Source organism: Sphingomonas gei, assembly GCF_004792685.1.
Classification (GTDB): Bacteria; Pseudomonadota; Alphaproteobacteria; order Sphingomonadales; family Sphingomonadaceae; genus Sphingomonas; species Sphingomonas gei.
Window position 1 is genome coordinate 249,509 of the sequence record NZ_SRXT01000004.1, and the last position, 23,361, is coordinate 272,869.

Annotated in this window: 30 protein-coding genes and 1 other RNA gene; 18 read left to right on the forward strand and 13 right to left on the reverse strand. The window is 64.7% G+C overall.

All coding sequences use genetic code 11. The features are described 5' to 3' along the window. Positions 1 to 28 precede the first annotated feature (28 nt). From rbfA to pnp, 7 genes are all read left to right on the forward strand, one after another. Positions 29 to 418 carry a 30S ribosome-binding factor RbfA gene (gene rbfA, locus E5A73_RS11015; protein WP_135963879.1) on the forward strand — a complete coding sequence of 130 codons (390 nt, stop codon included), beginning with the start codon at positions 29 to 31 and terminating at the stop codon, positions 416 to 418. Between the two features lie 31 nt (positions 419 to 449). After that, positions 450 to 731 (forward strand): AbrB/MazE/SpoVT family DNA-binding domain-containing protein, encoded by a 282-nt coding sequence (locus tag E5A73_RS11020; protein WP_135963880.1) that lies wholly within the window; start codon positions 450 to 452, stop codon positions 729 to 731. Further along, positions 698 to 1,117: a type II toxin-antitoxin system VapC family toxin gene (locus tag E5A73_RS11025; protein ID WP_135963881.1), complete on the forward strand. Its 420-nt coding sequence runs from the start codon at positions 698 to 700 to the stop codon at positions 1,115 to 1,117. Before E5A73_RS11020 ends, E5A73_RS11025 begins: the two co-directional genes overlap by 34 nt. Continuing rightward, complete coding sequence (locus tag E5A73_RS11030) at positions 1,117 to 1,695, forward strand: thymidine kinase (RefSeq protein ID WP_135963882.1); 579 nt, start codon at positions 1,117 to 1,119, stop codon at positions 1,693 to 1,695. The genes E5A73_RS11025 and E5A73_RS11030 overlap by 1 nt, the downstream gene beginning before the upstream one ends. A gap of 4 nt (positions 1,696 to 1,699) precedes the next feature. Continuing rightward, entirely contained in the window at positions 1,700 to 2,593 is an 894-nt protein-coding gene (gene truB, locus E5A73_RS11035) for a tRNA pseudouridine(55) synthase TruB (protein WP_135963883.1), read from the forward strand. A gap of 23 nt (positions 2,594 to 2,616) precedes the next feature. After that, positions 2,617 to 2,886 (forward strand): 30S ribosomal protein S15, encoded by a 270-nt coding sequence (rpsO, locus tag E5A73_RS11040; protein ID WP_135963884.1) that lies wholly within the window; start codon positions 2,617 to 2,619, stop codon positions 2,884 to 2,886. A 159-nt stretch (positions 2,887 to 3,045) separates the two neighbouring features. Continuing rightward, positions 3,046 to 5,439: a polyribonucleotide nucleotidyltransferase gene (gene pnp, locus E5A73_RS11045; RefSeq protein ID WP_135963885.1), complete on the forward strand. Its 2,394-nt coding sequence runs from the start codon at positions 3,046 to 3,048 to the stop codon at positions 5,437 to 5,439. Between the two features lie 524 nt (positions 5,440 to 5,963). On the opposite strand, the gene ssrA is transcribed toward pnp, so the two are convergent. Then, positions 5,964 to 6,309, reverse strand: a transfer-messenger RNA (tmRNA) gene (gene ssrA / locus E5A73_RS11050). A 57-nt stretch (positions 6,310 to 6,366) separates the two neighbouring features. Here ssrA and E5A73_RS11055 point away from each other — a divergent pair. Then, positions 6,367 to 6,798, forward strand: coding sequence for an RrF2 family transcriptional regulator (locus E5A73_RS11055; protein ID WP_135963886.1), 432 nt, complete (start codon positions 6,367 to 6,369; stop codon positions 6,796 to 6,798). Here E5A73_RS11055 and mscL read toward each other — a convergent pair. Next, complete coding sequence (mscL, locus tag E5A73_RS11060; RefSeq protein WP_135963887.1) at positions 6,795 to 7,235, reverse strand: large conductance mechanosensitive channel protein MscL; 441 nt, start codon at positions 7,233 to 7,235, stop codon at positions 6,795 to 6,797. The genes E5A73_RS11055 and mscL overlap by 4 nt on opposite strands. Positions 7,236 to 7,350: 115 nt before the next feature. Here mscL and E5A73_RS11065 point away from each other — a divergent pair, with 115 nt between their 5' ends. The 4 genes from E5A73_RS11065 to E5A73_RS11080 all read left to right on the forward strand — a co-directional run bounded on the left by E5A73_RS11065 (position 7,351) and on the right by E5A73_RS11080 (position 10,082). After that, positions 7,351 to 7,941, forward strand: coding sequence for a LemA family protein (locus E5A73_RS11065; protein WP_135963888.1), 591 nt, complete (start codon positions 7,351 to 7,353; stop codon positions 7,939 to 7,941). A gap of 76 nt (positions 7,942 to 8,017) precedes the next feature. Further along, positions 8,018 to 8,887, forward strand: coding sequence for a TPM domain-containing protein (locus E5A73_RS11070; RefSeq protein WP_135963889.1), 870 nt, complete (start codon positions 8,018 to 8,020; stop codon positions 8,885 to 8,887). After that, positions 8,887 to 9,555 carry a TPM domain-containing protein gene (locus E5A73_RS11075; RefSeq protein ID WP_135963890.1) on the forward strand — a complete coding sequence of 223 codons (669 nt, stop codon included), beginning with the start codon at positions 8,887 to 8,889 and terminating at the stop codon, positions 9,553 to 9,555. Before E5A73_RS11070 ends, E5A73_RS11075 begins: the two co-directional genes overlap by 1 nt. Further along, complete coding sequence (locus tag E5A73_RS11080; protein ID WP_135963891.1) at positions 9,552 to 10,082, forward strand: NUDIX hydrolase; 531 nt, start codon at positions 9,552 to 9,554, stop codon at positions 10,080 to 10,082. The genes E5A73_RS11075 and E5A73_RS11080 overlap by 4 nt, the downstream gene beginning before the upstream one ends. 2 nt (positions 10,083 to 10,084) lie before the next feature. On the opposite strand, the gene folK is transcribed toward E5A73_RS11080, so the two are convergent. The 4 genes from folK to E5A73_RS11100 are packed head-to-tail and all read right to left on the reverse strand — an operon-like array spanning position 10,085 to position 14,040. Next, a complete protein-coding gene (gene folK, locus E5A73_RS11085; protein ID WP_135963892.1) occupies positions 10,085 to 10,558 on the reverse strand; it encodes a 2-amino-4-hydroxy-6-hydroxymethyldihydropteridine diphosphokinase in 474 nt (157 codons plus the stop codon). Between the two features lie 11 nt (positions 10,559 to 10,569). Continuing rightward, entirely contained in the window at positions 10,570 to 11,418 is an 849-nt protein-coding gene (gene aguB / locus E5A73_RS11090; RefSeq protein ID WP_135963893.1) for an N-carbamoylputrescine amidase, read from the reverse strand. A gap of 8 nt (positions 11,419 to 11,426) precedes the next feature. Continuing rightward, on the reverse strand, positions 11,427 to 12,401 hold the full coding sequence (locus tag E5A73_RS11095) for an agmatine deiminase family protein (protein ID WP_135963894.1): 975 nt from the start codon (positions 12,399 to 12,401) through the stop codon (positions 11,427 to 11,429). Positions 12,402 to 12,411: 10 nt separating this feature from the next. Then, a complete protein-coding gene (locus E5A73_RS11100; RefSeq protein WP_135963895.1) occupies positions 12,412 to 14,040 on the reverse strand; it encodes a M28 family metallopeptidase in 1,629 nt (542 codons plus the stop codon). A gap of 361 nt (positions 14,041 to 14,401) precedes the next feature. On the opposite strand from E5A73_RS11100, the gene E5A73_RS11105 reads away from it, so the two are divergent. From E5A73_RS11105 to E5A73_RS11120, 4 genes are read left to right on the forward strand one after another with little or no spacing between them, the layout of a single operon-like run. Next, a complete protein-coding gene (locus E5A73_RS11105) occupies positions 14,402 to 14,908 on the forward strand; it encodes a phage tail protein (RefSeq protein ID WP_135963896.1) in 507 nt (168 codons plus the stop codon). 12 nt (positions 14,909 to 14,920) lie between these two features. After that, positions 14,921 to 15,424, forward strand: coding sequence for a phage tail protein (locus E5A73_RS11110; RefSeq protein WP_135963897.1), 504 nt, complete (start codon positions 14,921 to 14,923; stop codon positions 15,422 to 15,424). An 11-nt stretch (positions 15,425 to 15,435) separates the two neighbouring features. Further along, positions 15,436 to 15,957, forward strand: coding sequence for a phage tail protein (locus E5A73_RS11115; protein ID WP_135963898.1), 522 nt, complete (start codon positions 15,436 to 15,438; stop codon positions 15,955 to 15,957). Between the two features lie 8 nt (positions 15,958 to 15,965). Further along, the gene (locus E5A73_RS11120; protein ID WP_206366463.1) at positions 15,966 to 16,466 is read left to right on the forward strand and encodes a GNAT family N-acetyltransferase; all 501 of its coding nucleotides are present in this window, start codon (positions 15,966 to 15,968) and stop codon (positions 16,464 to 16,466) included. Here E5A73_RS11120 and E5A73_RS11125 read toward each other — a convergent pair. Then, on the reverse strand, positions 16,463 to 16,738 hold the full coding sequence (locus E5A73_RS11125) for a DUF6916 family protein (protein WP_135963899.1): 276 nt from the start codon (positions 16,736 to 16,738) through the stop codon (positions 16,463 to 16,465). The two genes, E5A73_RS11120 and E5A73_RS11125, sit on opposite strands and share 4 nt — an antisense overlap. A 173-nt stretch (positions 16,739 to 16,911) precedes the next feature. On the opposite strand from E5A73_RS11125, the gene E5A73_RS11130 reads away from it, so the two are divergent. Further along, a complete protein-coding gene (locus E5A73_RS11130) occupies positions 16,912 to 18,888 on the forward strand; it encodes an alpha/beta hydrolase family protein (RefSeq protein ID WP_240700135.1) in 1,977 nt (658 codons plus the stop codon). A 57-nt stretch (positions 18,889 to 18,945) separates the two neighbouring features. Here E5A73_RS11130 and rpsD read toward each other — a convergent pair whose 3' ends face one another. Further along, on the reverse strand, positions 18,946 to 19,560 hold the full coding sequence (rpsD, locus tag E5A73_RS11135) for a 30S ribosomal protein S4 (protein ID WP_135963900.1): 615 nt from the start codon (positions 19,558 to 19,560) through the stop codon (positions 18,946 to 18,948). A gap of 177 nt (positions 19,561 to 19,737) precedes the next feature. On the opposite strand from rpsD, the gene E5A73_RS11140 reads away from it, so the two are divergent. After that, complete coding sequence (locus E5A73_RS11140; RefSeq protein ID WP_135963901.1) at positions 19,738 to 20,040, forward strand: chorismate mutase; 303 nt, start codon at positions 19,738 to 19,740, stop codon at positions 20,038 to 20,040. Positions 20,041 to 20,050: 10 nt separating this feature from the next. On the opposite strand, the gene E5A73_RS11145 is transcribed toward E5A73_RS11140, so the two are convergent. The 5 genes from E5A73_RS11145 to rpiB all read right to left on the reverse strand — a co-directional run bounded on the left by E5A73_RS11145 (position 20,051) and on the right by rpiB (position 23,320). Further along, positions 20,051 to 20,314, reverse strand: a complete 264-nt coding sequence (locus E5A73_RS11145; RefSeq protein WP_135963902.1) for a hypothetical protein — start codon at positions 20,312 to 20,314, stop codon at positions 20,051 to 20,053. Between the two features lie 68 nt (positions 20,315 to 20,382). After that, complete coding sequence (locus E5A73_RS11150) at positions 20,383 to 21,102, reverse strand: RNA methyltransferase (RefSeq protein WP_135963903.1); 720 nt, start codon at positions 21,100 to 21,102, stop codon at positions 20,383 to 20,385. Beyond that, positions 21,099 to 21,560, reverse strand: a complete 462-nt coding sequence (nrdR, locus tag E5A73_RS11155; RefSeq protein WP_135963904.1) for a transcriptional regulator NrdR — start codon at positions 21,558 to 21,560, stop codon at positions 21,099 to 21,101. The genes E5A73_RS11150 and nrdR overlap by 4 nt, the downstream gene beginning before the upstream one ends. Further along, positions 21,561 to 22,871: a serine hydroxymethyltransferase gene (glyA, locus tag E5A73_RS11160; protein WP_135963905.1), complete on the reverse strand. Its 1,311-nt coding sequence runs from the start codon at positions 22,869 to 22,871 to the stop codon at positions 21,561 to 21,563. Next, a complete protein-coding gene (gene rpiB, locus E5A73_RS11165; protein WP_135963906.1) occupies positions 22,868 to 23,320 on the reverse strand; it encodes a ribose 5-phosphate isomerase B in 453 nt (150 codons plus the stop codon). The genes glyA and rpiB overlap by 4 nt, the downstream gene beginning before the upstream one ends. Positions 23,321 to 23,361 lie beyond the last annotated feature (41 nt).

The following is a 23,361-nucleotide window of genomic DNA, read 5'->3' on the forward strand; positions in this document are numbered from 1 at the left end:
CTCCCCTGAGGGGGAGAGGGAGAGAAGAATGAAGCACACCCAGACCGAAGACCGTACCGTCCGCCTGCTCCGCGTCGGCGAGCAGGTGCGCCATATCCTTTCCGAGATCCTCCAGCGCGGCGACGTGCATGACGAGACCTTGGCGCGCCACATGGTCTCGGTCACCGAAGTCCGCATGTCCCCCGATCTGCGGCATGCGACGGTGTTCGTGAAGCCTTTGCTCGGGAAGGACGAGGAGGCGGTCCTCAAGGCGCTGAGGACCAACACCGCCTATCTCCAGCGCGAAGTCGCCGGCCGGGTGAAGATGAAATATGCCGCCAAGCTCAAATTCGTCGCCGACGAGAGCTTCGACGAAGGCAGCCATATCGAGCAATTGCTCCGCGCGCCGGGCGTCGCGCGCGACCTCGGCGAAGATTGACTCCGCCCTCAGTAAGACGCATCTTACCTGCATGAACGTAAAGACTATCATGTCGGAAAAGGGGCAAGTCGTCATCCCCAAGGATGTGCGCGAGGCGCTTGGGCTTGCACCAGGCCAGCGTTTCGAAGTGATCCAGTCGGGCGGCGATATCGTATTGCGACCTGCGGGGCCGAAGTCGGGTCGAAGCTACGAGCAGATCATCGCCGACCTTCAAGCGAGGATCCGCTATGACGGGCCGGCGGTCAGCATCCAAGAGATGAACCAGACGATTGCAGAGGAATGGGCGAAAAGCGGCTCGCGCGGAAACTGGTGAGAGCGGTCGACACAAACGTCATTGCGCGGGCGCTGATGCGCGACGATGCCCATCAAGCCCGGATCGCCGATGCGGTGCTCGCCACCGAGGCTTTTGTGCCGCTCACGGTTCTGCTCGAGACCGGGTGGTTATTGCGAGCGCGCTATGGGCTGTCGCGTAGCGAGGTGGTCACCGCGTTGCGCTCGCTGCTCGATATGCCGAAAGTATTGGTCGATTGTCGCGAGCAAGTGGAATGGGCGTTGGCCCGTCTGCTGGAGCGCGGCGACTTTGCAGACCTGATCCATCTGGTCGCTGCTCGCGGTGCGACCGCCTTTCTCACTTTTGATGAAGATGTCGCCGCGGATGCGGGAGACAAAGCGCCCTGCCCGATCGAGACTCTCGCCTGATGGCCAAGCTCTATTTCTACTACGCCTCGATGAATGCCGGCAAATCGACCACCTTGCTCCAGGCCGATTTCAATTATCGCGAGCGCGGCATGCGCACGCTGTTGTTCACCGCCGGGGTGCACGATCGTGGCGGCAAGGGCGTGATCGATTCGCGGCTCGGGATCAGCGCGACTGCCATTGCTTTCGGCGGCAGTACCGATCTCCGGCAGATCGCGCAGGACGCGCATCTCGAGGCGCCGCTCGCTTGCGTGCTGGTCGACGAGGCACAGTTCCTCTCGGCCGCGCAGGTCCGCCAGCTCGCCGCACTGTGCGACGAAGACGATATTCCGGTGCTCGCATACGGGCTGCGCACCGATTTCCAGGGCAAATTGTTCGCTGGCTCGGCCGAACTGCTCGCGCTCGCCGACTCGCTGGTCGAGATCAAGTCGGTCTGCGAATGCGGGCGCAAGGCGACGATGAACCTGCGGGTCGACGCGTTCGGCAAGGCGGTGCGGCAGGGCGAGCAAAAGCAGATCGGCGGCAACGAACGCTACGTCGCCTTGTGCCGGCGCCACTTCATGCAGCGTACCGGGGGCTGAGCGGATGCACGGCTGGATCATCCTCGACAAGCCCTTGGGGCTGGGCTCGACGCAGGGCGTCAGCGCGGTCAAGCGCGCGTTGCGCGACGGCGGCTATGGCAAGTTCAAGGTCGGGCATGGCGGTACCCTGGACCCGCTGGCTACGGGCGTGCTGCCGATCGCGGTAGGGGAGGCGACCAAGCTCGCCGGGCGGATGCTCGACAGTGACAAAGTCTACGAATTCACCATCTGCTTCGGGGCGGAGACCGACACGCTCGACCTCGAGGGCAAGGTGATCGCCACCTCCGACGCCCTCGTCGATGGTGCCGATGTCGAGGATGTGCTGGTCGATTTCATTGGGGAGATCGACCAGATTCCGCCGGCGTATTCCGCGTTGAAGGTCGACGGCGAGCGCGCCTATGACCTCGCGCGTGCCGGTGAGACGGTAACACTCGCCACGCGTCGCGTGACCATTCACGCCTTGGGCTATGTGGCGTGGTGGAGCGAAGACGGGAAGCAGTTCGCGACCCTTACCGCCCATGTCTCCAAGGGCACCTATATCCGCAGCCTCGCGCGCGACATCGCGCTCGCGCTCGGCACCGTCGGCCATGTCGCCATGCTCCGGCGCACCAAGGCCGGCCCGTTCGGCCTCGATTCCGCTATTTCGCTGGACAAATTGGCCGATGCCGCTAAGGCCCGCACCCTTGAACAGTTAATCCTGCCGCTGAGGGCGGGGCTGGACGACATCCCGGCTCTATTCCTCACGCCCGACCAGGCAGGGCTGCTCCGCAGGGGGCAGGTTCTGGCCGGGATCGCCGCCGATGATGGCCAATATTTTGCGCTGCTGGACGATGTGCCGGTCGCGCTGGTGGAGGCTCAGTCCGGACTCGTCCGGGTCGTCCGCGGCTTCAACCTGTAACGCGATGTCGTAGGAATAGAGACATGTCGATCACGCAGGAGCGCAAGGACGCGCTCGTCAAGCAACATGGCCGCGAGAGCGGCGACACCGGCAGCCCCGAAGTCCAGGTTGCAATCCTCACCGAGCGGATCACCAACCTGACTGAGCATTTCAAGACCCACGCGAAGGACAATCACTCGCGCCGCGGTCTATTGCTGATGGTCAACAAGCGCCGCAGCCTCCTCGACTATCTGAAGAAGAAGGACGAGGCCCGTTATACCGGCATCATCGCGAAGCTCGGGCTTCGCAAGTAATTTAGAAAGGGCGCCCTTGCGGCGCCCTTTTGACATTCGAGCCGCAGGCGATCCGGCCAGCGGCTCTGGCAGGGATGAAGACCATCCCGAACCGACCCGGGCCGGATAGCCCGGACATAGGCCCCCGCCGCATCTGGCAGCGGGAGTGAAGGAAATCCAATGTTCGACAAGAAGACTGTATCGATCGAGTGGGGCGGCAAGACGCTGACACTCGAAACGGGCAAGGTTGCCCGCCAGGCCGACGGCGCGGTGATCGCGACGCTCGGCGAAACCGTGGTGCTGTGCGCCGTGACCGCGGCCAAGCACGTGAAGGAAGGCCAGGACTTCTTTCCGCTGACCGTTCATTATCAGGAGAAGTTCTCTGCCGCGGGTCGTATCCCGGGCGGCTTCTTCAAGCGCGAGCGCGGCGCCACCGAGAAGGAGACCCTGATCTCCCGCCTCATCGATCGCCCGCTCCGCCCGCTCTTCCCCGAGGGCTTCTACAACGAGATCAACTGCATCGCGCAGGTCCTGTCGTATGACGGGGAGAACGAGCCGGACATCCTCGCGATGGTCGCCGCCTCTGCCGCGATGACTCTGTCGGGCGTGCCCTTCATGGGGCCGATCGGCGCTGCGCGCGTCGGCTATGACGGCAGCGACTATATCCTCAACCCGACCGATGAGCAGGTCGCTTCGGGGCTTCTCGACCTCGTCGTCGCGGCGACTCAGGACGCCGTGATGATGGTCGAATCCGAAGCCAAGGAGCTTTCGGAAGAGGTCATGCTCGGCGCCGTGATGTTCGCGCATCGCGAGAGCCAGAAGGTGATCGGCGCGATCATCAAGCTCGCCGAGCAGGCCGCCAAGGAGCCCTGGGAACTCAAGGTCCAGGACGACAAGGTCGAAGTGAAGGCCAAGCTCAAGAAGCTGATCGGCAAGGACCTCGAGGCAGCCTATAAGTTGACCGACAAGCAGGCCCGTCAGTCCGCGATCAACGAGGCGCGCACCAAGGCCCGCGACGGCCTGACCGACCTCAAGGACAGCGATCCGCAGGCCTATCTGGCCTCGCTCAAGCTGGTCAAGAAGCTCGAGGCGGACATCGTCCGCACCGCGATCCTCAAGGAAGGCCGCCGCATCGACGGCCGCGACACCAAAACGGTTCGTCCGATCGAGGCGGAAGTTCACTTCCTGCCGCGGTCGCACGGCTCGGCCTTGTTCACCCGCGGCGAGACCCAGACGATCGCGACTTGCACGCTGGGCACGCGTGACAGCGAGCAGATGATCGATGGTCTCGGTGGCCTCAGCTACCAGCACTTCATGCTGCACTATAACTTCCCGCCTTATTCGGTCGGTGAAGTCGGTCGGTTCGGCGCGCCGGGCCGCCGCGAAGTCGGCCATGGCAAGCTGGCATGGCGCGCGCTGCACGGCGTGCTGCCCAGCAAGGAAGAGTTCCCCTACACGATCCGCCTGACCTCCGACATCACCGAGTCGAACGGCTCGTCGTCGATGGCATCGGTTTGCGGCGGTTCGCTCGCGCTCATGGACGCCGGCGTGCCGATCACGCGCCCGGTCTCGGGCATCGCGATGGGCCTCATCCTCGAGGGCAAGGAATTCGCGGTTCTCAGCGACATCCTCGGCGACGAGGATCATCTCGGCGACATGGACTTCAAGGTTGCGGGCACGTCCGAAGGCATCACAACGATGCAGATGGACATCAAGATCGCCGGCATCACCGAAGAGATCATGAAGGTCGCGCTGGACCAGGCCAAGGAAGGCCGCATCCACATCCTGGCGGAAATGGCCAAGGCGCTCGATCACACCCGTGAGGAACTCTCGGCGCACGCACCACGCATCGAGACCTTCACGATCGACAAGTCGAAGATCCGCGAAGTCATCGGCACCGGCGGCAAGGTGATCCGCGAGATCGTCGCCACCACCGGCGCCAAGGTCGACATCGACGACGAAGGCGTGATCAAGGTCTCGTCCTCGGATCCGGCGCAGATCGAAGCCGCGATCAAGTGGATCAAGGGCCTCGTCGAGGAGGCCGAGGTCGGCAAGGTCTATGACGGCAAGGTCGTCAACCTCGTCGATTTCGGCGCGTTCGTGAACTTCATGGGCGGCAAGGACGGTCTCGTCCACGTCTCCGAGATCCGCAACGAGCGCGTCGAGAAGGTCTCGGACGTCCTCAGCGAAGGCCAGGAAGTCAAGGTCAAGGTCCTCGAGATCGATCCGCGCGGCAAGGTTCGCCTGTCGATGCGCGTCGTCGATCAGGAGACCGGCGCCGAGCTCGAAGACACCCGTCCGGCGCGCGAGCCCCGCGAAGGCGGCGATCGTGGTCCGCGCAGCGGTGGTGGCGATCGCGGTGACCGCGGCGACCGCCAGCGCGGCGGCGGCGGTGGCCGTGGCCCCGGCGGGGATCGTGGTCCGCGTCGCGAAGGCGGCGGCGATCGTGGTCCGCGCGGCGAAGGCCGTGGCGACCGCGGTCCGCGTCCGGCGCGCGAAGGCGGCGACAACGCCGACAAGGGCGGCGAGGATATCGGCTTGCCGGCGTTCCTCACCGGCGGTAACGACGACTGAGCCTCGCGGCATCGAAGCAAGAAGAGGGGCCCGGGAAACCGGGCCCCTTTTTCGTTCGGTCCGACCCCTGCGCCGACACCGTTCGCCGCGTTAACCGCGAACCGGCGGAACGGGCGCGGGGCACGCTCGCTGTGCCCGGAAAGGTCGCAAAAAGAGTGGTTATGGGATCGATGAAGCGCTTCGTGCGCCTGCTTGCGCGCGAGGATCTCCCTTCAATGGCGCAAGACAACGGGAGCAATCCCGACGGGGAGATGCTCCCGGATGCGCCTCGGCCGTGTGCCGAGACACCGGAATGCGGTAAACCCGTACGGCAATTTCCCGGAAGGCCCCGCTAGCATTCCGTTGGTCACCGTAACTTATATCGGCAAATGAGGTTCCGAGGGTTTCGCCTTGCGGGGTCTTGGCCGGGCGGCGGTCCCCGACTGTCGCCCGGTCGCTTTTCGCATCGCGAGGCGCGCGCGAGGCCAGCAAGACCTCTGAAGGGAAGTGGGGAGCTTCTGTTGCCCGGTGCCCCCCGTACCGCTGGAATCCGCTTCTGTTGCCCGGTGCGGTCCAACCGCGCATTTCAGAATAACCTTAGACCGTTAGGCCGTGGGGTTACGCCGCAATAGCGAGTGCTTCGTTATCGTTGGCACTTGTGTTTCAGACCGTCACAGTGGCCCACGCTGAGAGATAGTCGGCGCTTTTCAACACACGTCGATCCTGGTTCGGCCCCGTCAGAAACGGTGTCCAGATACACCACCGGTTATGGTGGAGCCGCCGGGTACTGCCCCCGGGTCCGCTGCGCCTATTGCACGCCGTCGTTTATCCCCATAGCCGGGCGAACCCGGCACGACTCATATAGGGCGCCTTTCGCTTAATGAAAAGGTCAGGTTGCAACCGCTAGGGGGTTCACAGCGAAGCCTCGGCTTGGCATGGAGGTGCATCATGTTGACCCAGCGGTCCCGCTACGCGCTTCGCGCGATGCTTTTCCTCACTCAGCAACAGGCTGCGACCGGGCCAGTGCCGATGAACCGCATCGCCGCCGAAGCAAATGTGCCGCGCAAATTCCTCGAATTGATCCTCGCGGATCTGCGCGAAGCCGGCTTCCTGCTGTCGACTCGCGGCAAGATGGGCGGCTATCGCCTCGCTCGCCCGCCGCACCTGATCTCGCTCGGTGAGATCATCCGGGTGATCGAGGGTCCGCTCGCGCTCGTGCCCTGCGTCAGCCGTACCGCTTATCGCCCGTGCAACGACTGCAAGGACGAAGCGACGTGCGCGATCCGCCACGCGATGGCGCGCGTGCGCGACGAGACCGCGCGCATCCTCGACGGCACCAACCTCGCCGGTGCCGTCGCCGAGGAACTCGCCGCCGCCTAGAGGGTGTTGCGCCGCTTCAGTTCGTCGCGGATCTCGCGGAGCAGCGCCACGTCGGCGGGTTCGGGCGTATCGACCGCCGCCGGCTCCTCGCGGCGCAGCACGCGATTGGCGAAGCGCACCAGCAGGAAGATCAGGAAGGCGAGGATCAGGAAGTTGATCAGCACGGTGACGAACTGGCCGAAGCCGAGCAGCGGCACGCCCGCCGCCTTCAGCGCCGCATAGTCGGAGAGCGAGCCGGTATATCCGGCGGGGACCGCGCCGAGCTTGATGAAATAGCTTGAGAAATCGAGCCCGCCGAAGAGCGCGCCGATCACCGGCATGATGATGTCGTCGGTCAGCGACTTGGTGATCGTGGCGAACGCCGCGCCGATGATTACGCCCACCGCGAGGTCGAGCACGTTGCCGTGCGCGATGAACGTCCGGAATTCCTTCCACATGGCACAAACCTCCATTGTCAGCGTTCGTTACGCTTCATGTCCGATTTCGCTATCGGGCTCCAGTGTTACTGTCGTATAAGACACCACCAATCAGATCCGGAGGATCACCAAGGTGATGAAGTTTCGTGCCGCCCTCGCCCTTGCCGGCGCCGTCCTGCTCTCCGCCTGCGGGCTCAACAGCGTGCCCACCGCGGAGGAGAGCGCCAAGGCGCGCTGGGCTGATGTCCAGACCAACTATCAGCGTCGCGCGGATCTGGTCCCCAATCTCGTCGCGACGGTGAAGGGTGCCGCGGGATCCGAAGGCAAGATCCTCAACGATGTGGTCAGCGCACGTGCGCGGGCGACCCAAATCCAGGTGACCGGCGACGATCTAACCGATCCCGCCAAGGTCTCGGCCTTCAATCAGGCGCAGAACGGGCTGTCGCTCTCGCTCCAGCGGCTCCAGCGGCTCCAGGAGGCCTATCCGCAGATACAGAGCCAAGGCAACTTCAAGACGCTGATGGATCAGCTCGAAGGCACCGAGAACCGGATCGCGATCTCGATCCGCGACTACAACACCGCGGTGCAGGCCTATAACACCCGCATCCGCACCTTCCCCGACGCGGTCGGCGCCAAGATCTTCTACGGCTCCAAGCCGATGACGCCGTTCCAGGCCCAAGCGGGCGCGGACAAGGCGCCGACGGTCGATTTCGGAAACGGCAGCTGATCGCACGTTTGCTTTTCGCTTGCGCGGTTGGGGGCATCGGCACCGGCCGCGCGGCTCTTATTCGTGAGATCAGGTGATGCGTTTTCTGCGGTTCCTGCTTGCCCTGCTGCTTCTCCTCCCGCTCGCAGCGCAGGCGCAGCCCAATTTCCCCAAGCGCGACCGCGAACCGGTGGTCGACGCCGCCAAATTGCTGGACCCGGCGCAGAAGGCCGAGATCACCGCGCTGGCCGAGGACATCAACAAGTCGACGACGCGCCAGTTCGTCGTTGCCACCATCCCCGATCTGCAGGGCTATGACATCGCCGATTACGGCTATCAGCTTCTCCGCACCTGGGGGATCGGCCAGAAGGAAGCGAACAACGGTATAATCCTGATTGTCGCGCCCAATGAGCGCAAGGTGAGAATCGAAGTCGGCTATGGCCTCGAGCCGATCATGACCGACGCAATGTCGAGCACGATCATCAATCAAACCATTCTGCCCCGCTTCAAGGCGGGAGACATGCCCGGCGGCATCGTCGCCGGTGCGCGGGCGATCGGCGAGCAGATGAAGCTGCCGCTCGAAGCTGCCGAGGCCCGGGCGAAAGCGGCGGCCGACAAAGCGAGCGCCTCGCGTACGCAGACCAAGCGCAGCGGCGGCGGCTTCCCGATCGCTCTGGTCTTCTGGGGTATCATCTTCCTGTTCGTGCTGCTGCCGATGTTCGCGCGTGGGTTCGGAGGCCGGCGCCGTAAGGGACCCTGGGGGGCGCGGCGCTATCGGAGTGGCGGCGATGGTGGCGCCTTGCCGATCATCCTGTGGAGCATCGCCAACGAAATGAGCCGCGGCTCGGATGGCGGCGGCCCGTCCGGCTGGGGCGGCGGTGGTGGCGGCTGGGGCGGCGGTGGCGGTGGCGGCTTCTCGGGCGGCGGCGGATCAGGCGGAGGCGGTGGCGCCTCGGGGAGCTGGTGATGCGATTGACCGAAGCCGATCATGCGCGGGTGACCGCAGCCGTGTCCGCAGCCGAACTCACCACCGATGGCGAGATCGTCACCGTGGTCGCCGGACGTTCGGATGCCTATCACGACGTCGCGCTGCACTGGGCTGTGCTCATTATGCTGTTCGTGCTGGCACTGCTCGCCTGGCAGCCCGCGCCGGTCGAATGGCTCCATGCCTTACTGGTCGACGCCTGGTCGGACACCCCGCCGCGCTGGTACCTCACTTTCGCGCTGATCCTGATGGCGGCGACGTTCCTTGTCGCGCGCGTGCTTCTCGCGCTCGATGCGCTGCGCATCGCGCTGACCCCGGGCGCGACCAAGACGCGCCGCGTGCATGCCCGCGCGATGACGCTGTTCCGCACCGCTGCCGAGAAGCGCACCAAGGCGGCGACCGGCGTGCTGCTCTATCTGAGCCTCGCCGAGCATCGCGCCGAGATCATCGCCGACGAATCGATCCATTCGAAAGTGCAGGCCGAAGTGTGGGGCGAGGCGATGGCCGCGCTGATCGTCGCAGTGAAGGCTGGGCGGCCCGGCGACGGGCTCGCCGCGGCAGTGACACAGATCGGCTATGTCCTCGCCGAGCATTTCCCGCGCAGCGAAGGCGATACCAATGAGCTTCCGGACCGTCTGATCGAATTATGAGCATTCCCGAAGAGCCGGTCGAGACCGTCTGGCAAGGCAAGTGGATCACTGCGAAGCGGCAGGGCAAATGGGAATATGTCGCCCGCGCGCGCGGCATCGAGGCGGCCGTGATCGTCGCGATCGACGCGGACGATCATGTCCTTCTCGTCGAGCAATACCGCGTGCCGCTCGGACGGCGCTGTCTCGAGCTTCCCGCCGGGCTGATCGGCGACACGCACGACGGCGATACCGCGCTCGACGCCGCCCGGCGCGAGCTCGAGGAGGAAACCGGGTATCGCTGCGCGCAGGCGGAGGACCTCGGTTTCTTCCACGCCTCGCCGGGTATGGTCAGCGAAGGCTTCACGCTGGTGCGAGCGACCGGGCTCATCAAGGTGAGCGAAGGCGGCGGCGTTGAAGGCGAGGACATCGTCGTCCACCGTGTCGCGCTGGCCGACGTTCCCGCCTTGGTCGCGCAGAAGCGGGGCGAGGGAGTCGCGATCGACGTCAAGTTGCTGTTGTTGCTCGCCGAGTCGATGCTGACGGGGTAGCTTCAGCGCTTGCCGAGCCGCCCGGCGATCTGCCGCACGCTGAGCCCGGTGACCGGATCGCGCCAGTCGGGCGCAACCGCCAGTAGCGGCCGCAGCACGAAGTCGCGCTCGCGAAAGCGGATATGCGGCACGGTCAGCCTCCGCTCGCCCCAAGTGCCTTCGGACCACAGCAGGATGTCAAGGTCGATCACCCGCGGACCCCAGTTGCGTCCGCGCCGACGGCCGAAGCTGCGTTCGATCGCCTTGAGCCGGGCGAGCAACGCCGGTGGGCTCTCGTCAGTCTCGATCAGCGCGACGGCATTGGCGAAACGGCGTTTCGAGGGTCCGAGCGGCGGAGTCCGCAATACCGGTGAGACCGCGATTACGGCGCCGAGCGCCGCGAGCGCCGCGCGCGCTGCGGCGATCTCGGCTTCCGGGCTGCCGTGGCGCCCCCGCAGGTTGGAGCCCAGGGCGATCGCATAAATGGGTCTCGGCACGTCCTCGGACGTCAGATGTCTTGCACCAGCCGCCCGTAAAGCTCGGGCCGGCGATCGCGGAAGAAGCCGAACGCGGCGCGATGCCGCTTGACGCGATCCAGGTCGAGCCGCGCGGTGATCACCCCGGTCTCTTCGCGGCCCAGTTCGGCGAGGATGTCGCCCCGCTCGTCGGTGATGAAGCTGGTGCCGTAGAAGGTCTGGCCGTGCTCGGTGCCGATTCGATTGGCGGCGACCACGGGCACGACGTTCGACACCGCATGGCCGACCATCGCGCGGCGCCACAGCCGCGCGGTATCGAGGCTGTCGTCATGCGGCTCGGATCCGATCGCAGTCGGATAGAACAGCACTTCCGCGCCCATCAGCATCATCGCGCGTGCGGTTTCGGGATACCATTGATCCCAGCACACTCCCACGCCGATCTTCGCGCCGGGGCCGTTCCACACCTTGAACCCGGTATTGCCGGGGCGGAAATAGAATTTCTCTTCATAACCCGGCCCATCGGGGATGTGGCTCTTGCGATAGACGCCCGCGACGAGCCCGTCGGGGCCGATCATCGCCAGGCTGTTATAGTGATGCGGCCCATCGGCTTCGAAGAAGCTGGTCGGGATATGGATGCCGAGGTCGGCGGCGAGATGCTGCATCGCCAGCACCGCCTTGTGCTCGTTCACCGGCTTGGCGTTGGAAAATAGCGCCTCGTCCTCGACGCGGCAGAAATATTCGCCTTCGAACAATTCAGGCGGCAGCACGACCTGCGCGCCCCGGCCCGCGGCCTCGCGGACGAGTTCGGAGACTGCCTTGATGTTGGCGTCTATATCGCTGGTGAAGGCGAGCTGGAGCGCCGCGACATTAATCTCGGTCATGGAATTCCTCAGAGCCGCGGAAGCTGCTGGCTGATGCAATGGAAGCTGCCGCCGCCGGTCAAGATATGATCGGCGCGCTGGCCGACAACCTGCCGGCCGGGGAAAAGCGCTTCCAGCGCGGCGATCGCAGCGCCGTCATTGTCCTGGCCGTAGACCGGAACGACCACCGCGGCGTTGCCGATATAGAAGTTCATGTAGCTCGCGGGCACGATCTCTTCCTCGGGGCTCAGCACCCGGCCGGGCGACGGGAAGCGCACCACTTCGACTCCGAAGGCCTCGGCGCGCTGCGCCGCATCCTGATAGACTCGCCAATTGGGGTCGTTGTCAGTCGCTTGCGGGATCAGCAACCGGTTCTCGCCGACGAAGCGAGCGAGATTGTCGACATGCCCATCGGTATGGTCGTTGAGCAATCCGTCGCCGAGCCACAGCACCCGCGAATAGCCGAGATCGGCGGCGAGCAGCGCCTCGACCTCCGCCTTGGTCAGGTTCGGGTTGCGATTGGGATTAAGCAGGCATTGCTCGGTGGTGACGCACAGCCCGGTGCCGTCGCCGTCGATCGCGCCGCCCTCGAGGATCCAGCCATGCGCCTCGACTGCGAGCGCCCTGCTGCGCGCCAGCCGTGCCCCGACGTCCGAATCGCCTTCGAGATCGTATTTCCCGCCCCAGCCGTTGAAGCGGAAATCGTGCGCGCGGCCGGCGCCGTCGATGATCGGGCCGGTATCGCGCAGCCAGATATCGCCGAACGGCTCGACCACCACCTGTGCCGTGCCCGCCGCGGCAAGCTCCGCGGCGATCGCCGCCTCGGCGTCGGCGGCGACGAGGATCACCTTCTCGCCACGCCCCGCGGCATGCACCGCGCGGGCGAAGGCGGCGACTTCCGCCCGCGCCGGTTCGAGGTCTTCGAGCCACAATTCGGGATGGCTCGGGAAGCCGATCCACACGGCGTCATGCGGGGCCCATTCAGGAGGAGGCGGCAGAATCATGGCCGCGCTCTTACTTCCCCGCGCGGCTCTTGTCTCGGATCGCGCGGAATTCGGCGGTCGGATACCAATTGGGCCAGTTCGACCCTTCGGCGAGCTGGCGGGCGAGCCCGTAGAAGATGTTCAGATCCTCGATGGCGCCGTCCCAGTTCCAGCTCGCATCATATTGGTCCTGCGGCTTGTGATAGCGGTTGGCGGTATAATCGTCCGAAGCCTTCTTGCCGGCTTCCTTGCCGCCGACGCGGAGATCCTCGCCGCTCTCGCCGTACAGCATCGGCACGCCGAGCTTGGCCATGCTGAAATGGTCCGAACGGTAATAATAGCCGCGCTCGGGCGTCGGCTCGGGGACGATCACCCGATCCTGCGCCGCGACGAAGGGCTTCACCAGATCCTCGAGCTCGGACTTGCCGACGCCAACCAGCACGAAGTCCTTCGCCCGGCCGACATTGTTGACGCCGTCCATATTGACTCCGCCAACCGTCCTGGCGAGCGGATATACCGGATTCTCGGCATAGAATTTGGAGCCGAGCAGCCCCGATTCCTCGCCGGTGACCGCGAGAAAGACCAAGCTGCGCTTCGCCGGCCCGGCCTTCACATGCGCTTCGGCGAGCGCGACCAAGGCCGCGGTGCCCGAGGCATTGTCGAGCGCGCCATTGCAGATGTCGTCACCGTTCACTGCGTCGCAACGCCCGAGATGGTCCCAATGCGCCGAGTAAAGCACGACTTCGTCGGGCCGCTCGTTGCCGGGGAGTATTCCGACGACGTTCTTCGAAGCCTGGCGGCGGATCGTGCTGTCGAACGACACGTTTGCCTTGACGCCCAGCGGCACCGCCTTGAAGCCCCTGCGTTTCGCTGCTTCCAGCAGCGCCGGATAATCCTTGCCCGCGCTGGCGAACAGCGCCTTGGCCTTGTCCTGCTGGATCCAGCCGATCGCCTTGGACTGGTCCATATGGTCGCCCGGCGTATCCTGCTCGAGCTGCGGCCCGGTCCAGGAGGATTGCACCACCCCCCAGCCATAGGCCGCGGGTTCGGTATCGTGGATGATGATCGCCGCGGCGGCGCCCTGCCGCGCGGCTTCTTCGAATTTGTAGGTCCAGCGGCCGTAATAGGTCATCGCCCGGCCGCCGAATTCGCCCTGCAGCCCCGGGGTCTGCCAATCGGGATCGTTGATCAGGATGACGACGGTCTTCCCCTTCACATCAACTCCGGCATAATCGTTCCAGCCGCGCTCGGGGGCGTTGATGCCATAGCCGACGAAGACGACGTCGCTGTCCTTGACCTGGGTCTTCGGAGTGACCTGATAGGTCGCGATCACCATGTCCTTGCGGTAATCGAGGCTGACCGGCGCCTTGCCTCCGGTGAAGGTCAGCGCGGACACATTCTGCCCGCTGATCTCGACCAGCGGCACGTCCTGGAACCAGCTCCCCTTGTTGCCTGGTTTGAGCCCGGCCTTCTGGAAGCGCTCGACGAGATAAGCGAGCGTCTTCTCCTCGCCTGCGGTGGCCGGCGCGCGGCCCTCGAATTCATCCGACGAAAGCCGCTCGGTGACTTGTTTGAGCGTGTCGACCGAGAGCGGCGGCGCAGTCTGCGCAATCGCGGCTGTGCTGGTGAGGAGTAAAGCGGCGGAAACCAGGATGCGCATGTAAATTCCTTACGGAAGCGGATGGCAGGGAGTGTGGCAGCAGCACTCCGGCCTCGCAAGCGTCGCAGTCGCGCGGAGGTCTGGCCGGGGTCGCCGGTGCTTAGCCCATGGGACCCCGCAACTGAGGTTCCAAAGATGCGCGCCTTGGCGACGGCGGGGAACATCGGATTCCGCCAGCATCAGGGCGAGCGCGTTGATCAATACAATTGATCGCGCTTCATTCCTGTTACCTAAGGCATCTTTCTGAGTAAGAACATCGACTTGCGAAGAGTTTTCATCAACAGGCGGTGGTGATGCATAATAATACTTGCCCAACTTCGTTACGCGAGTAGATTGCGTATCAACCGGGGGGGAATCAGGCATGGCTGAGCCGTTTTTGTCGGAGCTGAGGCTTTTTTCCTTTGTCTTTGCGCCGAAAGGATGGGCGCTGTGCAACGGTCAGTTGCTGCCGATCAATCAGAATCAGGCGCTCTTCTCGCTGCTTGGCACCACTTATGGCGGCAACGGCCAGGTCAACTTCGCGCTACCCGATCTGCGCGGCCGGGTTCCGATGCATGTCGGCGGCGGTCACGCGTTGGGCGAACGCGGCGGCGAGCAGGCGCATACCCTGACGATCGCCGAACTGCCGACGCATCTGCACACGCTGCAGGCGACCGAGACCACCGCAAACACCAACATCCCCAGTGCCAGCCAGTTTCTCGGCGGCTCGGCACCGAATGATCTGTACACCGGCCCGGCGGCGCTCGATGCGATGGGCGCCACTTCGGTGAGCACGGTCGGCGGAAACCAGGCGCATATCAACATGCAGCCGTATTTGACGCTGTCCTGGTGCATCGCGCTCCAGGGCATCTTCCCCTCGCAAAATTGAGGAGCCGGGCCGATGGCGCAACCTTATATCGGTGAAATCCGGATGTTCGCGGGCAATTTCGCGCCCGCCGGCTGGAGTTTCTGCGAAGGCCAGCTTCTGGCGATCTCCGAGAATGAGACGCTGTTCCAGCTGATCGGCACGACATATGGCGGCGACGGTCAGGAGACCTTCGCATTGCCCGATCTGCGCGGCCGGGTTCCGCTGCATCAGGGCAACAGCTTCATCCTCGCCCAGATGGCGGGCGTCGAACAAGTCACGCTGACGGTACAGCAGATGGCGGCGCACACGCATCCATTGCTCGCATCGGGCAACACCGCCACCGCGCAGGCGGCGACGAACAATGTGATCGGCAAATCCACGGGTGTCGACGCCTTCATCAATGCGCAGGCCGCCGACCCGATCGGCGCAACGTCGATAACCCCGGTCGGCGGAAACCAGCCGCACGAGAACATGCAGCCTTATCTCTGCATCGACTTCATCATCTCGCTGTTCGGGATCTTCCCGAGCCCAACCTGAGGAGCCGCTTCGTGGCTGATCCGTTCGTCGCCGAAATCCGGGTCTTCCCGTTCAACTTCGCGCCCAGAGGCTGGGCATGGTGCGACGGGCAGTTATTGCCGCTGTCGCAGAATACCGCCTTGTTCTCGCTACTGGGCACTACTTATGGCGGCAACGGCAAGAGCAATTTCGCGCTTCCCGATCTGCAGGGGAGGGTGCCGTTTCATCCCGGGCAGGGCCCGGGGCTGGGGTTCTACGATCTCGGCCAGATCGGCGGCTCGGAAACCGTGACGCTGCTCGAATCCGAGATTCCGATGCATCCGCATGCGCTTGTGGTCTCGAACTCCGACGAGGCCGAGACCAACATTCCAAAGGGCAATGTCCTGTCGCGTTCCAAAAACGGCAATATCTACTCGAACAACACGACGCTCAAGGCGATGAACCCCGGTGCGCTGGCGCCCGCCGGCGGAAATCAACCGCACAACAACATGATGCCGTATCTCACCTTGTATTTCTGCATCGCCTTGCAGGGCGTGTTTCCGCCGCGGGGCTAGCGCGGGCCGTGTTGCCCCTCATCAAGGCTGCGGCTCTCGGCGTCGCGTTACGACCGATGGAGGACGAGGATCTGGTTTTCACCGCGGCGCTCTATGCTTCGACGCGCGCGGAGGAGCTGGCGCCGATCCCCTGGCCGGCCGAGACCAAACAGGCGTTCCTGCTCCAGCAACACGCCGCGCAGCACGCGCATTACCAGCAGCATTATCGCGGCATGGACGCGATGATCGTGGAACGCGGCGGCGCGGCGATCGGGCGACTGTATCTGTATGAAATGCCGACGGAAATCCGGATCGTCGACATATCGCTGACACCGCAGGCACGCGGGCAGGGAATCGGCGCGGCACTGTTGCGCGACTTGTTCGCCGAAATTGCGCCGCGCGGCAAAAACGTCACCATCCATGTCGAGAAGAACAACCCGGCGCGCACGCTATATGCGCGGCTGGGTTTCACGATCCTCGACGACGATCGCGGCGCCTATGATCTGTGGCAATGGCGGCCCGCGGCCTAGTAGAACACCGCCTCGTAACGGATGCCGCCGCCCTCGCGGCCGACCGGCACGATGAAGATATCCTGCGTCGCGTCGCTGTTGCTGAAGCTATAGGTCGCCTGCGGCAGGACCGGATCGGCGGGCCCCAGGAATTCCAGTCGAAACGATCCGCCTTCGCGTCCCGAATCGGATAGGGGTTGCACCTTGTCGAGCGCAAGCGGCCAGGCCTGATCTCCGCTCGAGACCGTATAGACGGTGCCGGCAATGAAATGGGAAAAGCGCAACGCAGTCACGAGATGCGAGCCGGCAGCGATGAAACCAGAAGCAAGGCGATATGCATGCCAGATTCCTGCGAAGCGATAGGATGCGGAAACTGTGACAGTCCGATTTACCGGTCGCAAGCCCTGTCTTGCAACCTAGCCAGTTCGCTTTAGGCTGCCCCCTCGAAGCTGTTCGAGGGGGTCTCGTGATCAACAAGATCGTGGCAATGAGCTTGCCGCTGTGCCTGGTCGCGCCCGCGGCGGCGCAGACGCCGCAAGCGGCGCAGTTCGGCGCGCGCGAGGCCGTCCAGCAAATCAGCCTCTCGCCCGATGGCAACCACGTCGCAGTGATACAGCCGGACGGCGGCCCCGGCGCCACGCTCATGATCGCCGACCTGGTCGAAGGCGGCGCGATGAAAGGGATATTGCACTCAAGCGGCAAGCCGGACCGCCTGTCCGAATGCCATTGGGCTAGCAACAGCCGGATCGTATGCGACATCTTCATGATCCAGCAGGATAGCGTGAAGCTGGCCTTCACGCGGATGGTGTCGCTCAATCTGGACGGATCGGACCTGAAGGTCCTGACCGCGTCGAATACCCCGCGGTCGCTCGGCGTCGCCCAGTCGGGAGGTGCCATCATTGATTGGGGACCCGAGGGCGCTAACGGCTCGCTGGTGATGACGCGCGAATTCATTCCAGAGCAGACCACCGGGACACACCTCGCCAGCTCGCGCGAGGGGCTCGGCGTCGAACTCATCGATGCCACCAGCCTGCGGCGCAAAACGCTCGAGCAGCCCAAGACATCGGCGGTCGACTATATCAGCGACGGCCATGGCAACGTCCGGGTCATGGGGCTTCGCCCCGAACGGACATCGGGCTATTCGGGCGACATCATCAACTATCATTATCGACTGCCGGGCTCGCGCGACTGGAAGGAGCTCGGCGCGCTCGATGTCGGCGGGGGTATGCCCAAAGGGTTCAATCCCTATGCGGTCGATAGCACCGCCAACGTGGTATATGGCTTCGATCGCATCGACGGTCGCAGAGCGTTGTACAGCGTGGCACTCGACGGTACGCTGAAGCGGTCGCTGGTGCTTTCGCATCCGCAGGTCGATGTCGATAGCCTGATCCGCATCGGGCGGCAGGAGCGCGTGGTGGGCGCGAGCTATGCTACCGACAAGCGGCAGGTCGAGTTCTTCGATCCCGAACTTCAGCGGTTACGCATCGCGCTGAGCAAGGCGCTTCCGGGCAAGCCGCTGGTCACCTTCGTCGATTCCAACGCCGACGAGAGCAAGCTGCTGATGTTCGCCGGCAGCGACAATGATCCGGGCACTTATTATCTCTACGATAAAGCGAGCCGGAAGCTCGAGGAAGTGCTGACGAGCCGACCGCGACTCGCCGGCGTGGCGCTCGCGAACGTCAAGCCCGTCGAGTTCCCAGCGGCCGACGGAACCCGCATTCCCGGATATCTGACGCTGCCGGCCGGTAGCGATGGCAGGAATCTTCCCGCCATCGTGATGCCGCATGGCGGCCCGGAGGCACGCGACGAATGGGGTTTCGACTGGCTCGCCCAGTTCTTCGCCGCGCGCGGCTTCGCAGTGCTCCAGCCCAATTTCCGCGGCTCGAGCGGCTATGGCGATGCCTGGTTCCAGAAGAACGGCTACCAGTCGTGGCGGACCGCGATCGGCGACGTCAATGACGGCGGACGGTGGCTGGTCGGCCAGGGAATCGGCCGCGCCGACCAACTCGCGATTCTGGGCTGGTCCTATGGCGGCTATGCCGCGCTGCAATCGTCGGTGCTCGATCCCGATCTGTTCAAGGCGATCGTCGCCATTGCGCCGGTGACCGATCTGGAGACGCTACGCGAGGAATCGCGCGGATATGTCAATTTCCCCCAAGTCGACGCGCGCATCGGGCACGGCGATCATGTCCGCGAAGGATCCCCGGCGCGCAATGCCAAAAGGATCAAGGCGCCGGTGCTGCTGTTCCACGGCGACCAGGACCTGAATGTCGGCATCGGCGAATCGCGGCTGATGGCGGGCAAGCTCCGCGAAGCCGGGGGCAGCGTCGACTTCGTCGAATTCGACGGGCTCGATCATTATCTCGACGACGGCACCGCGCGCACGACGATGCTGGCGCGCGCCGACCAGTTCCTGCGGACCTCGCTCAAGCTCAAGCCCTGACACGAAAAAGGGCGGTCGCACGCGACCGCCCTTGTTTCTCCCGGACCGGATCCGAATTTAGCGCGAGTAGAACTCGACGACCAGATTCGGCTCCATGCGCACCGGATAGGGCACTTCGTCGAGCGTCGGAATGCGCGTGAAGGTGATCTTCGAAGCGCCCTCGGGAACGACATAATCGGGAATGTCGCGCTCGGACAGGCTCTGTGCTTCCATCACCAGCGCCATTTCCTGCGCCTTGGACGAAAGCGACACGATCTGGCCGGGCTTGATGCGACGCGAACCGATGTTGCACTTGTCGCCATCGACGCGGACATGGCCGTGATTGACCAGCTGGCGCGCGGCAAAGATCGTCGGCGCGAACTTGGCGCGATAGACGATCATGTCGAGACGCATTTCGAGCAGGCCGATCAGGTTCTGGCCGGTGTCGCCCTTCATCTTCGAAGCGTCTTCGTACGAGCGCTTGAACTGCTTCTCGGTGATGTCGCCGTAATAGCCCTTGAGCTTCTGCTTGGCGCGCAGCTGGATGCCGAAGTCCGACATCTTGCCCTTGCGGCGCTGGCCGTGCTGGCCGGGGCCGTATTCACGCTTGTTGACCGGGCTCTTCGGGCGACCCCAGATGTTCTCGCCCATCCGGCGGTCGAGCTTGTGCTTGGCGCTGGAGCGCTTCGACATAGATGATCCTTTGCAATACGAACGACGTTGTTCCCGGTACTCGCTCTACTTGCTCATCGCTGAGGGCAGGGCCACCGCTTCACCGGGGTGCGGGGCCATTGCGAAGGCGCGCGGTTAGCGGCTGGGTGGTGCCGAGTCAAGCTGGACAGGCGCGCGGCCACCCGCCAATGGCATGCCATGCAAGACACTGTCGATCCCGAAGACTGCACGACGATGGTCGAGGTCCGCGCTGGCGTCGATGCAGTCGACCGCGCGCTGGTCGGCCTGCTCGCGCGCCGCTTCGGCTATATGGAGGCCGCCGCGCGCATCAAACCCGAGCGCGGCCATGTTCGCGACGAGGCCCGCAAGGCACAGGTCATTGCGAATGCGCGTGCGCATGCCCGCGCTGCCGGCGTCCCCGAGCAAGCCGTGGCCGATCTGTGGGAGCGACTGGTCGAGGCCTCGATCGCTTATGAGCTCGAGGCGTTCGACCGACGCTGAACAGCGTTCGTCAGAAGGGCGTTGCCGCGCCGGGGGCGGTGTCGGTCCGCCGCATCTGGTCGAGATCGCGTTTGGACTTCTCCGCGTCGATCTTGGCTTCCCATTTGGTCATGCAATAGCGCGTCTTGCGCAGCCGCGACCCGGTGGTGCCGGTCACCTTGCAGACGGGCTTCTCGTCCGGCTTCGCGGTCTCGGCCGGCGGCGACGCGTCCTGTGCGAGCGCAGCCGACGGCGCGGCCAGCGCGATCATCGCGATCAGGGGCAAGAAACGCATCGAGATCTCCCGGTTCAGTCGGAGCGATTAAAGCGCATCTCCGCTCGGGAGACAATATCGTCGCGCGATCAGTTGCTGCGATGCGTCTTTTTGCCGTCGAGTGCGGAGAACACGCCGCGCAGCGTGCGCACTTCCTGCGAAGTCCAGCCCGGCTTGGTTAGCAGGCTGCGCAGCGTCCGGCGATTGACCGGCACGCGGTGCGGCGGAAAATAATAGCCCAATTGCTCGAGCATCGCGTCGAGCTGGCCAATCATCCCTTCCAGCTCCTCTTGCGGCGCCGGCGGATCGAGCTCGGTGGCGGGTGGGCTGGCCAGCGCCGCGCCCTTCGACCACTCATACGCGACGAGGATCACCGCTTGCGCGAGATTGAGCGAACCGAATTCGGGATTGATCGGGACGGTGATGATCGTGCGAGCGAGCGCGACATCGTCGGTTTCGAGCCCTGAACGCTCGGGGCCGAACAGGATCGCCGAGCGCTCGGCCGCGCCGCGGATCTCGGCCGCGGCGGTCTCGGGGGTAACCACGGGCTTGGTCACCCCGCGCTTGCGCACCGTGGTGGCATAGACGTGCCCGCAATCGGCAACCGCTTCGGCGACGCTGGCGAAGACCTGCGCCTTTTCGAGTACCACGTCCGCGCCGCTCGCGGCGGGCCCCGCCGACGGATTGGGCCAGCCATCGCGCGGAGTGACGAGGCGCATTTCGGTCAGCCCGAAATTGAGCATCGCGCGCGCGGCCTTGCCGATATTCTCGCCCAGTTGCGGGCGGACGAGGACGATGACCGGGTTCACGTCTTGCCCGCCTCGGTCACGTTGCCGGCGAATTCCTCGAAATCCTTGGCCTCGCGGAAGTCCTTATAAACCGAGGCGAAGCGGATATAGGCGACCGAATCCAGCCCCTTGAGCCCGTCCATCACCATCTCGCCGATCCGCTGTGACGGGATTTCGCTGTCGCCCAGCGTCTCGAGCTGGCGCTGGATGCCGGAGACCAGCCGCTCGATCTGCGCCGACGTCACCGGGCGCTTGCGCGCGGCGAGCGTCACCGATCGGATCAGCTTGTCGCGCTCGAACGGCTCACGCCGGTCCTGGTTCTTGACCACCGTCAAGTCGCGCAGCTGGATCCGCTCGAACGTCGTGAAGCGCGCGGCGCACGCTTCGCATTGCCGCCGCCGCCGGATCGCCGCCCCGTCTTCGGTGGGGCGGCTGTCCTTCACCTGGCTGTCTTCATTTCCGCAGAACGGGCAGCGCAATTAGAGCTCCGGATAGATGGGGAAGCGTTCGCACAGCGCACGAACGCGTTCGCGGACATTGGCCTCGACTTGCGCGTCGCCCTGCTCGCCATTCTTGCGAAGCCCGTCGAGCACGTCTGCGACCATATTGCCGATCTCGCGGAACTCGCCGGTGCCGAAGCCGCGCGTGGTGCCGGCGGGCGAGCCGACGCGGATGCCGCTGGTCTTGACCGGCGGCAGCGGATCGTTGGGAATGCCGTTCTTGTTGCAAGTGATCGCCGCACGCTCGAGCGCTTCGTCGGCATCTCTTCCGGTGACGCCCAGCGGGGTGAGGTCGACCAGCGCCAAGTGCGTGTCGGTGCCGCCCGAGACGAGGTTGGCGCCGCGCTCCTTGAGTGTCGCCGCCAGCACCTTGGCGTTCTCGACCACCGCCGTGATGTAGCTCTTGTAATCGGGGCGCAGCGCCTCGCCGAACGCGACTGCCTTGGCGGCGATCACGTGCATCAGCGGGCCGCCTTGCAGGCCGGGGAACACCGCGCTGTTGATTTTCTTGGCGATCGCCTCGTCATCGGTCAGCACCATGCCGCCGCGGGGGCCGCGCAGCGTCTTGTGCGTGGTGGTGGTGACGACATGCGCATGGCCGAACGGTGTCGGATGCGCGCCGCCCGCGACCAGTCCGGCGAAATGGGCCATGTCGACCATGAAGATCGCCCCGACTTCATCCGCGATCGCGCGGAACTTGGCGAAGTCGATGATCCGCGGATAGGCCGAGCCGCCGGCAATGATCAGCTTCGGGCGGTGCTCCTTGGCGAGCGCCTCGACCTGGTCGAAGTCGATCAGATGCGTGCTCGGATCGACGCCGTACGGCACCGCATTGAACCATTTGCCCGACATCGCCGCCTTGGCGCCGTGGGTCAGATGGCCGCCGGCATCGAGGCTGAGCCCCATGATCGTGTCGCCGGGCTTGGTCAGCGCGAGCATCACCGCGCCATTGGCCTGCGCGCCCGAATGCGGCTGGACGTTGACGAAGCCGCAGCCGAACAATTGCTTGGCGCGCTCGATCGCCAGCGTCTCGACTTCGTCGGACGGGTGGCAACCCTGATAATAACGCTTGCCGGGATAGCCCTCGGCATATTTGTTGGTGAACACCGAGCCCTGGGCTTCGAGCACTGCCTTGGAGACGATGTTCTCGCTGGCGATCAGCTCGATCTGGTGCTGCTCGCGTTCCAGTTCGTGGCGCACCCCGGCAAAGACCTGCGGATCGACATCGGCCAGGCTCTTGGTGAAGAAGCCGTCGGGCTGCAGCCCGGCCATCTGGGGGTTGGTGCTCATGCGGGGCTCCTTTCGGGATGGCTGAGTTTGTCCACGCGCCGCTGGTGGCGGTCGCCGAGGAAGTCGGTGTCGAGGAAGGCGGTGACGCACGCCTTGGCCATTTCGGTGCCGATCAGGCGTGCGCCGAGCGCCACGACATTGGCGTCGTTGTGCTGGCGCGCGAGGCTGGCCGAAAGCGGCTCGGAGACGAGCGCGCAGCGGGCTGCCGGATTGCGATTGACTGCGATCGAGATGCCGATGCCGGATCCGCACAGCGCCACGCCGAGATCGGCTTCGCCCTGTGCGATCGCGCCGGCGAGGGCATAGCCAAAATCGGGATAATCGACGCTGTCGGCGTTGGCGGGGCCGAGATCGAGCACCTCATGGCCTTCGCCACGCAACCATTCGGCGAGTTCCGATTTCATGACGAAGGCGGCATGATCCGAGGCTATGGCGATACGGCGCGGCATGCCGCGCTCCCTACGCCCTCGGGCCTGTGCTGGCTAGACGG

Excerpts from the sequence above, each read along its gene's own strand:
- rbfA (WP_135963879.1), top strand. The coding sequence starts at position 29 with ATGAAGCACACCCAGACCGAAGACCGTACCGTCCGCCTGCTCCGCGTC.
- E5A73_RS11020 (WP_135963880.1), top strand. The coding sequence starts at position 450 with ATGAACGTAAAGACTATCATGTCGGAAAAGGGGCAAGTCGTCATCCCC.
- E5A73_RS11025 (WP_135963881.1), top strand. The coding sequence starts at position 698 with ATGGGCGAAAAGCGGCTCGCGCGGAAACTGGTGAGAGCGGTCGACACA.
- E5A73_RS11030 (WP_135963882.1), top strand. The coding sequence starts at position 1,117 with ATGGCCAAGCTCTATTTCTACTACGCCTCGATGAATGCCGGCAAATCG.
- truB (WP_135963883.1), top strand. The coding sequence starts at position 1,700 with ATGCACGGCTGGATCATCCTCGACAAGCCCTTGGGGCTGGGCTCGACG.
- rpsO (WP_135963884.1), top strand. The coding sequence starts at position 2,617 with ATGTCGATCACGCAGGAGCGCAAGGACGCGCTCGTCAAGCAACATGGC.
- pnp (WP_135963885.1), top strand. The coding sequence starts at position 3,046 with ATGTTCGACAAGAAGACTGTATCGATCGAGTGGGGCGGCAAGACGCTG.
- E5A73_RS11055 (WP_135963886.1), top strand. The coding sequence starts at position 6,367 with ATGTTGACCCAGCGGTCCCGCTACGCGCTTCGCGCGATGCTTTTCCTC.
- mscL (WP_135963887.1), bottom strand. The coding sequence starts at position 7,235 with ATGTGGAAGGAATTCCGGACGTTCATCGCGCACGGCAACGTGCTCGAC.
- E5A73_RS11065 (WP_135963888.1), top strand. The coding sequence starts at position 7,351 with ATGAAGTTTCGTGCCGCCCTCGCCCTTGCCGGCGCCGTCCTGCTCTCC.
- E5A73_RS11070 (WP_135963889.1), top strand. The coding sequence starts at position 8,018 with ATGCGTTTTCTGCGGTTCCTGCTTGCCCTGCTGCTTCTCCTCCCGCTC.
- E5A73_RS11075 (WP_135963890.1), top strand. The coding sequence starts at position 8,887 with ATGCGATTGACCGAAGCCGATCATGCGCGGGTGACCGCAGCCGTGTCC.
- E5A73_RS11080 (WP_135963891.1), top strand. The coding sequence starts at position 9,552 with ATGAGCATTCCCGAAGAGCCGGTCGAGACCGTCTGGCAAGGCAAGTGG.
- aguB (WP_135963893.1), bottom strand. The coding sequence starts at position 11,418 with ATGACCGAGATTAATGTCGCGGCGCTCCAGCTCGCCTTCACCAGCGAT.
- E5A73_RS11095 (WP_135963894.1), bottom strand. The coding sequence starts at position 12,401 with ATGATTCTGCCGCCTCCTCCTGAATGGGCCCCGCATGACGCCGTGTGG.
- E5A73_RS11100 (WP_135963895.1), bottom strand. The coding sequence starts at position 14,040 with ATGCGCATCCTGGTTTCCGCCGCTTTACTCCTCACCAGCACAGCCGCG.
- E5A73_RS11105 (WP_135963896.1), top strand. The coding sequence starts at position 14,402 with ATGGCTGAGCCGTTTTTGTCGGAGCTGAGGCTTTTTTCCTTTGTCTTT.
- E5A73_RS11110 (WP_135963897.1), top strand. The coding sequence starts at position 14,921 with ATGGCGCAACCTTATATCGGTGAAATCCGGATGTTCGCGGGCAATTTC.
- rpsD (WP_135963900.1), bottom strand. The coding sequence starts at position 19,560 with ATGTCGAAGCGCTCCAGCGCCAAGCACAAGCTCGACCGCCGGATGGGC.
- E5A73_RS11140 (WP_135963901.1), top strand. The coding sequence starts at position 19,738 with ATGCAAGACACTGTCGATCCCGAAGACTGCACGACGATGGTCGAGGTC.
- E5A73_RS11145 (WP_135963902.1), bottom strand. The coding sequence starts at position 20,314 with ATGCGTTTCTTGCCCCTGATCGCGATGATCGCGCTGGCCGCGCCGTCG.
- glyA (WP_135963905.1), bottom strand. The coding sequence starts at position 22,871 with ATGAGCACCAACCCCCAGATGGCCGGGCTGCAGCCCGACGGCTTCTTC.
- rpiB (WP_135963906.1), bottom strand. The coding sequence starts at position 23,320 with ATGCCGCGCCGTATCGCCATAGCCTCGGATCATGCCGCCTTCGTCATG.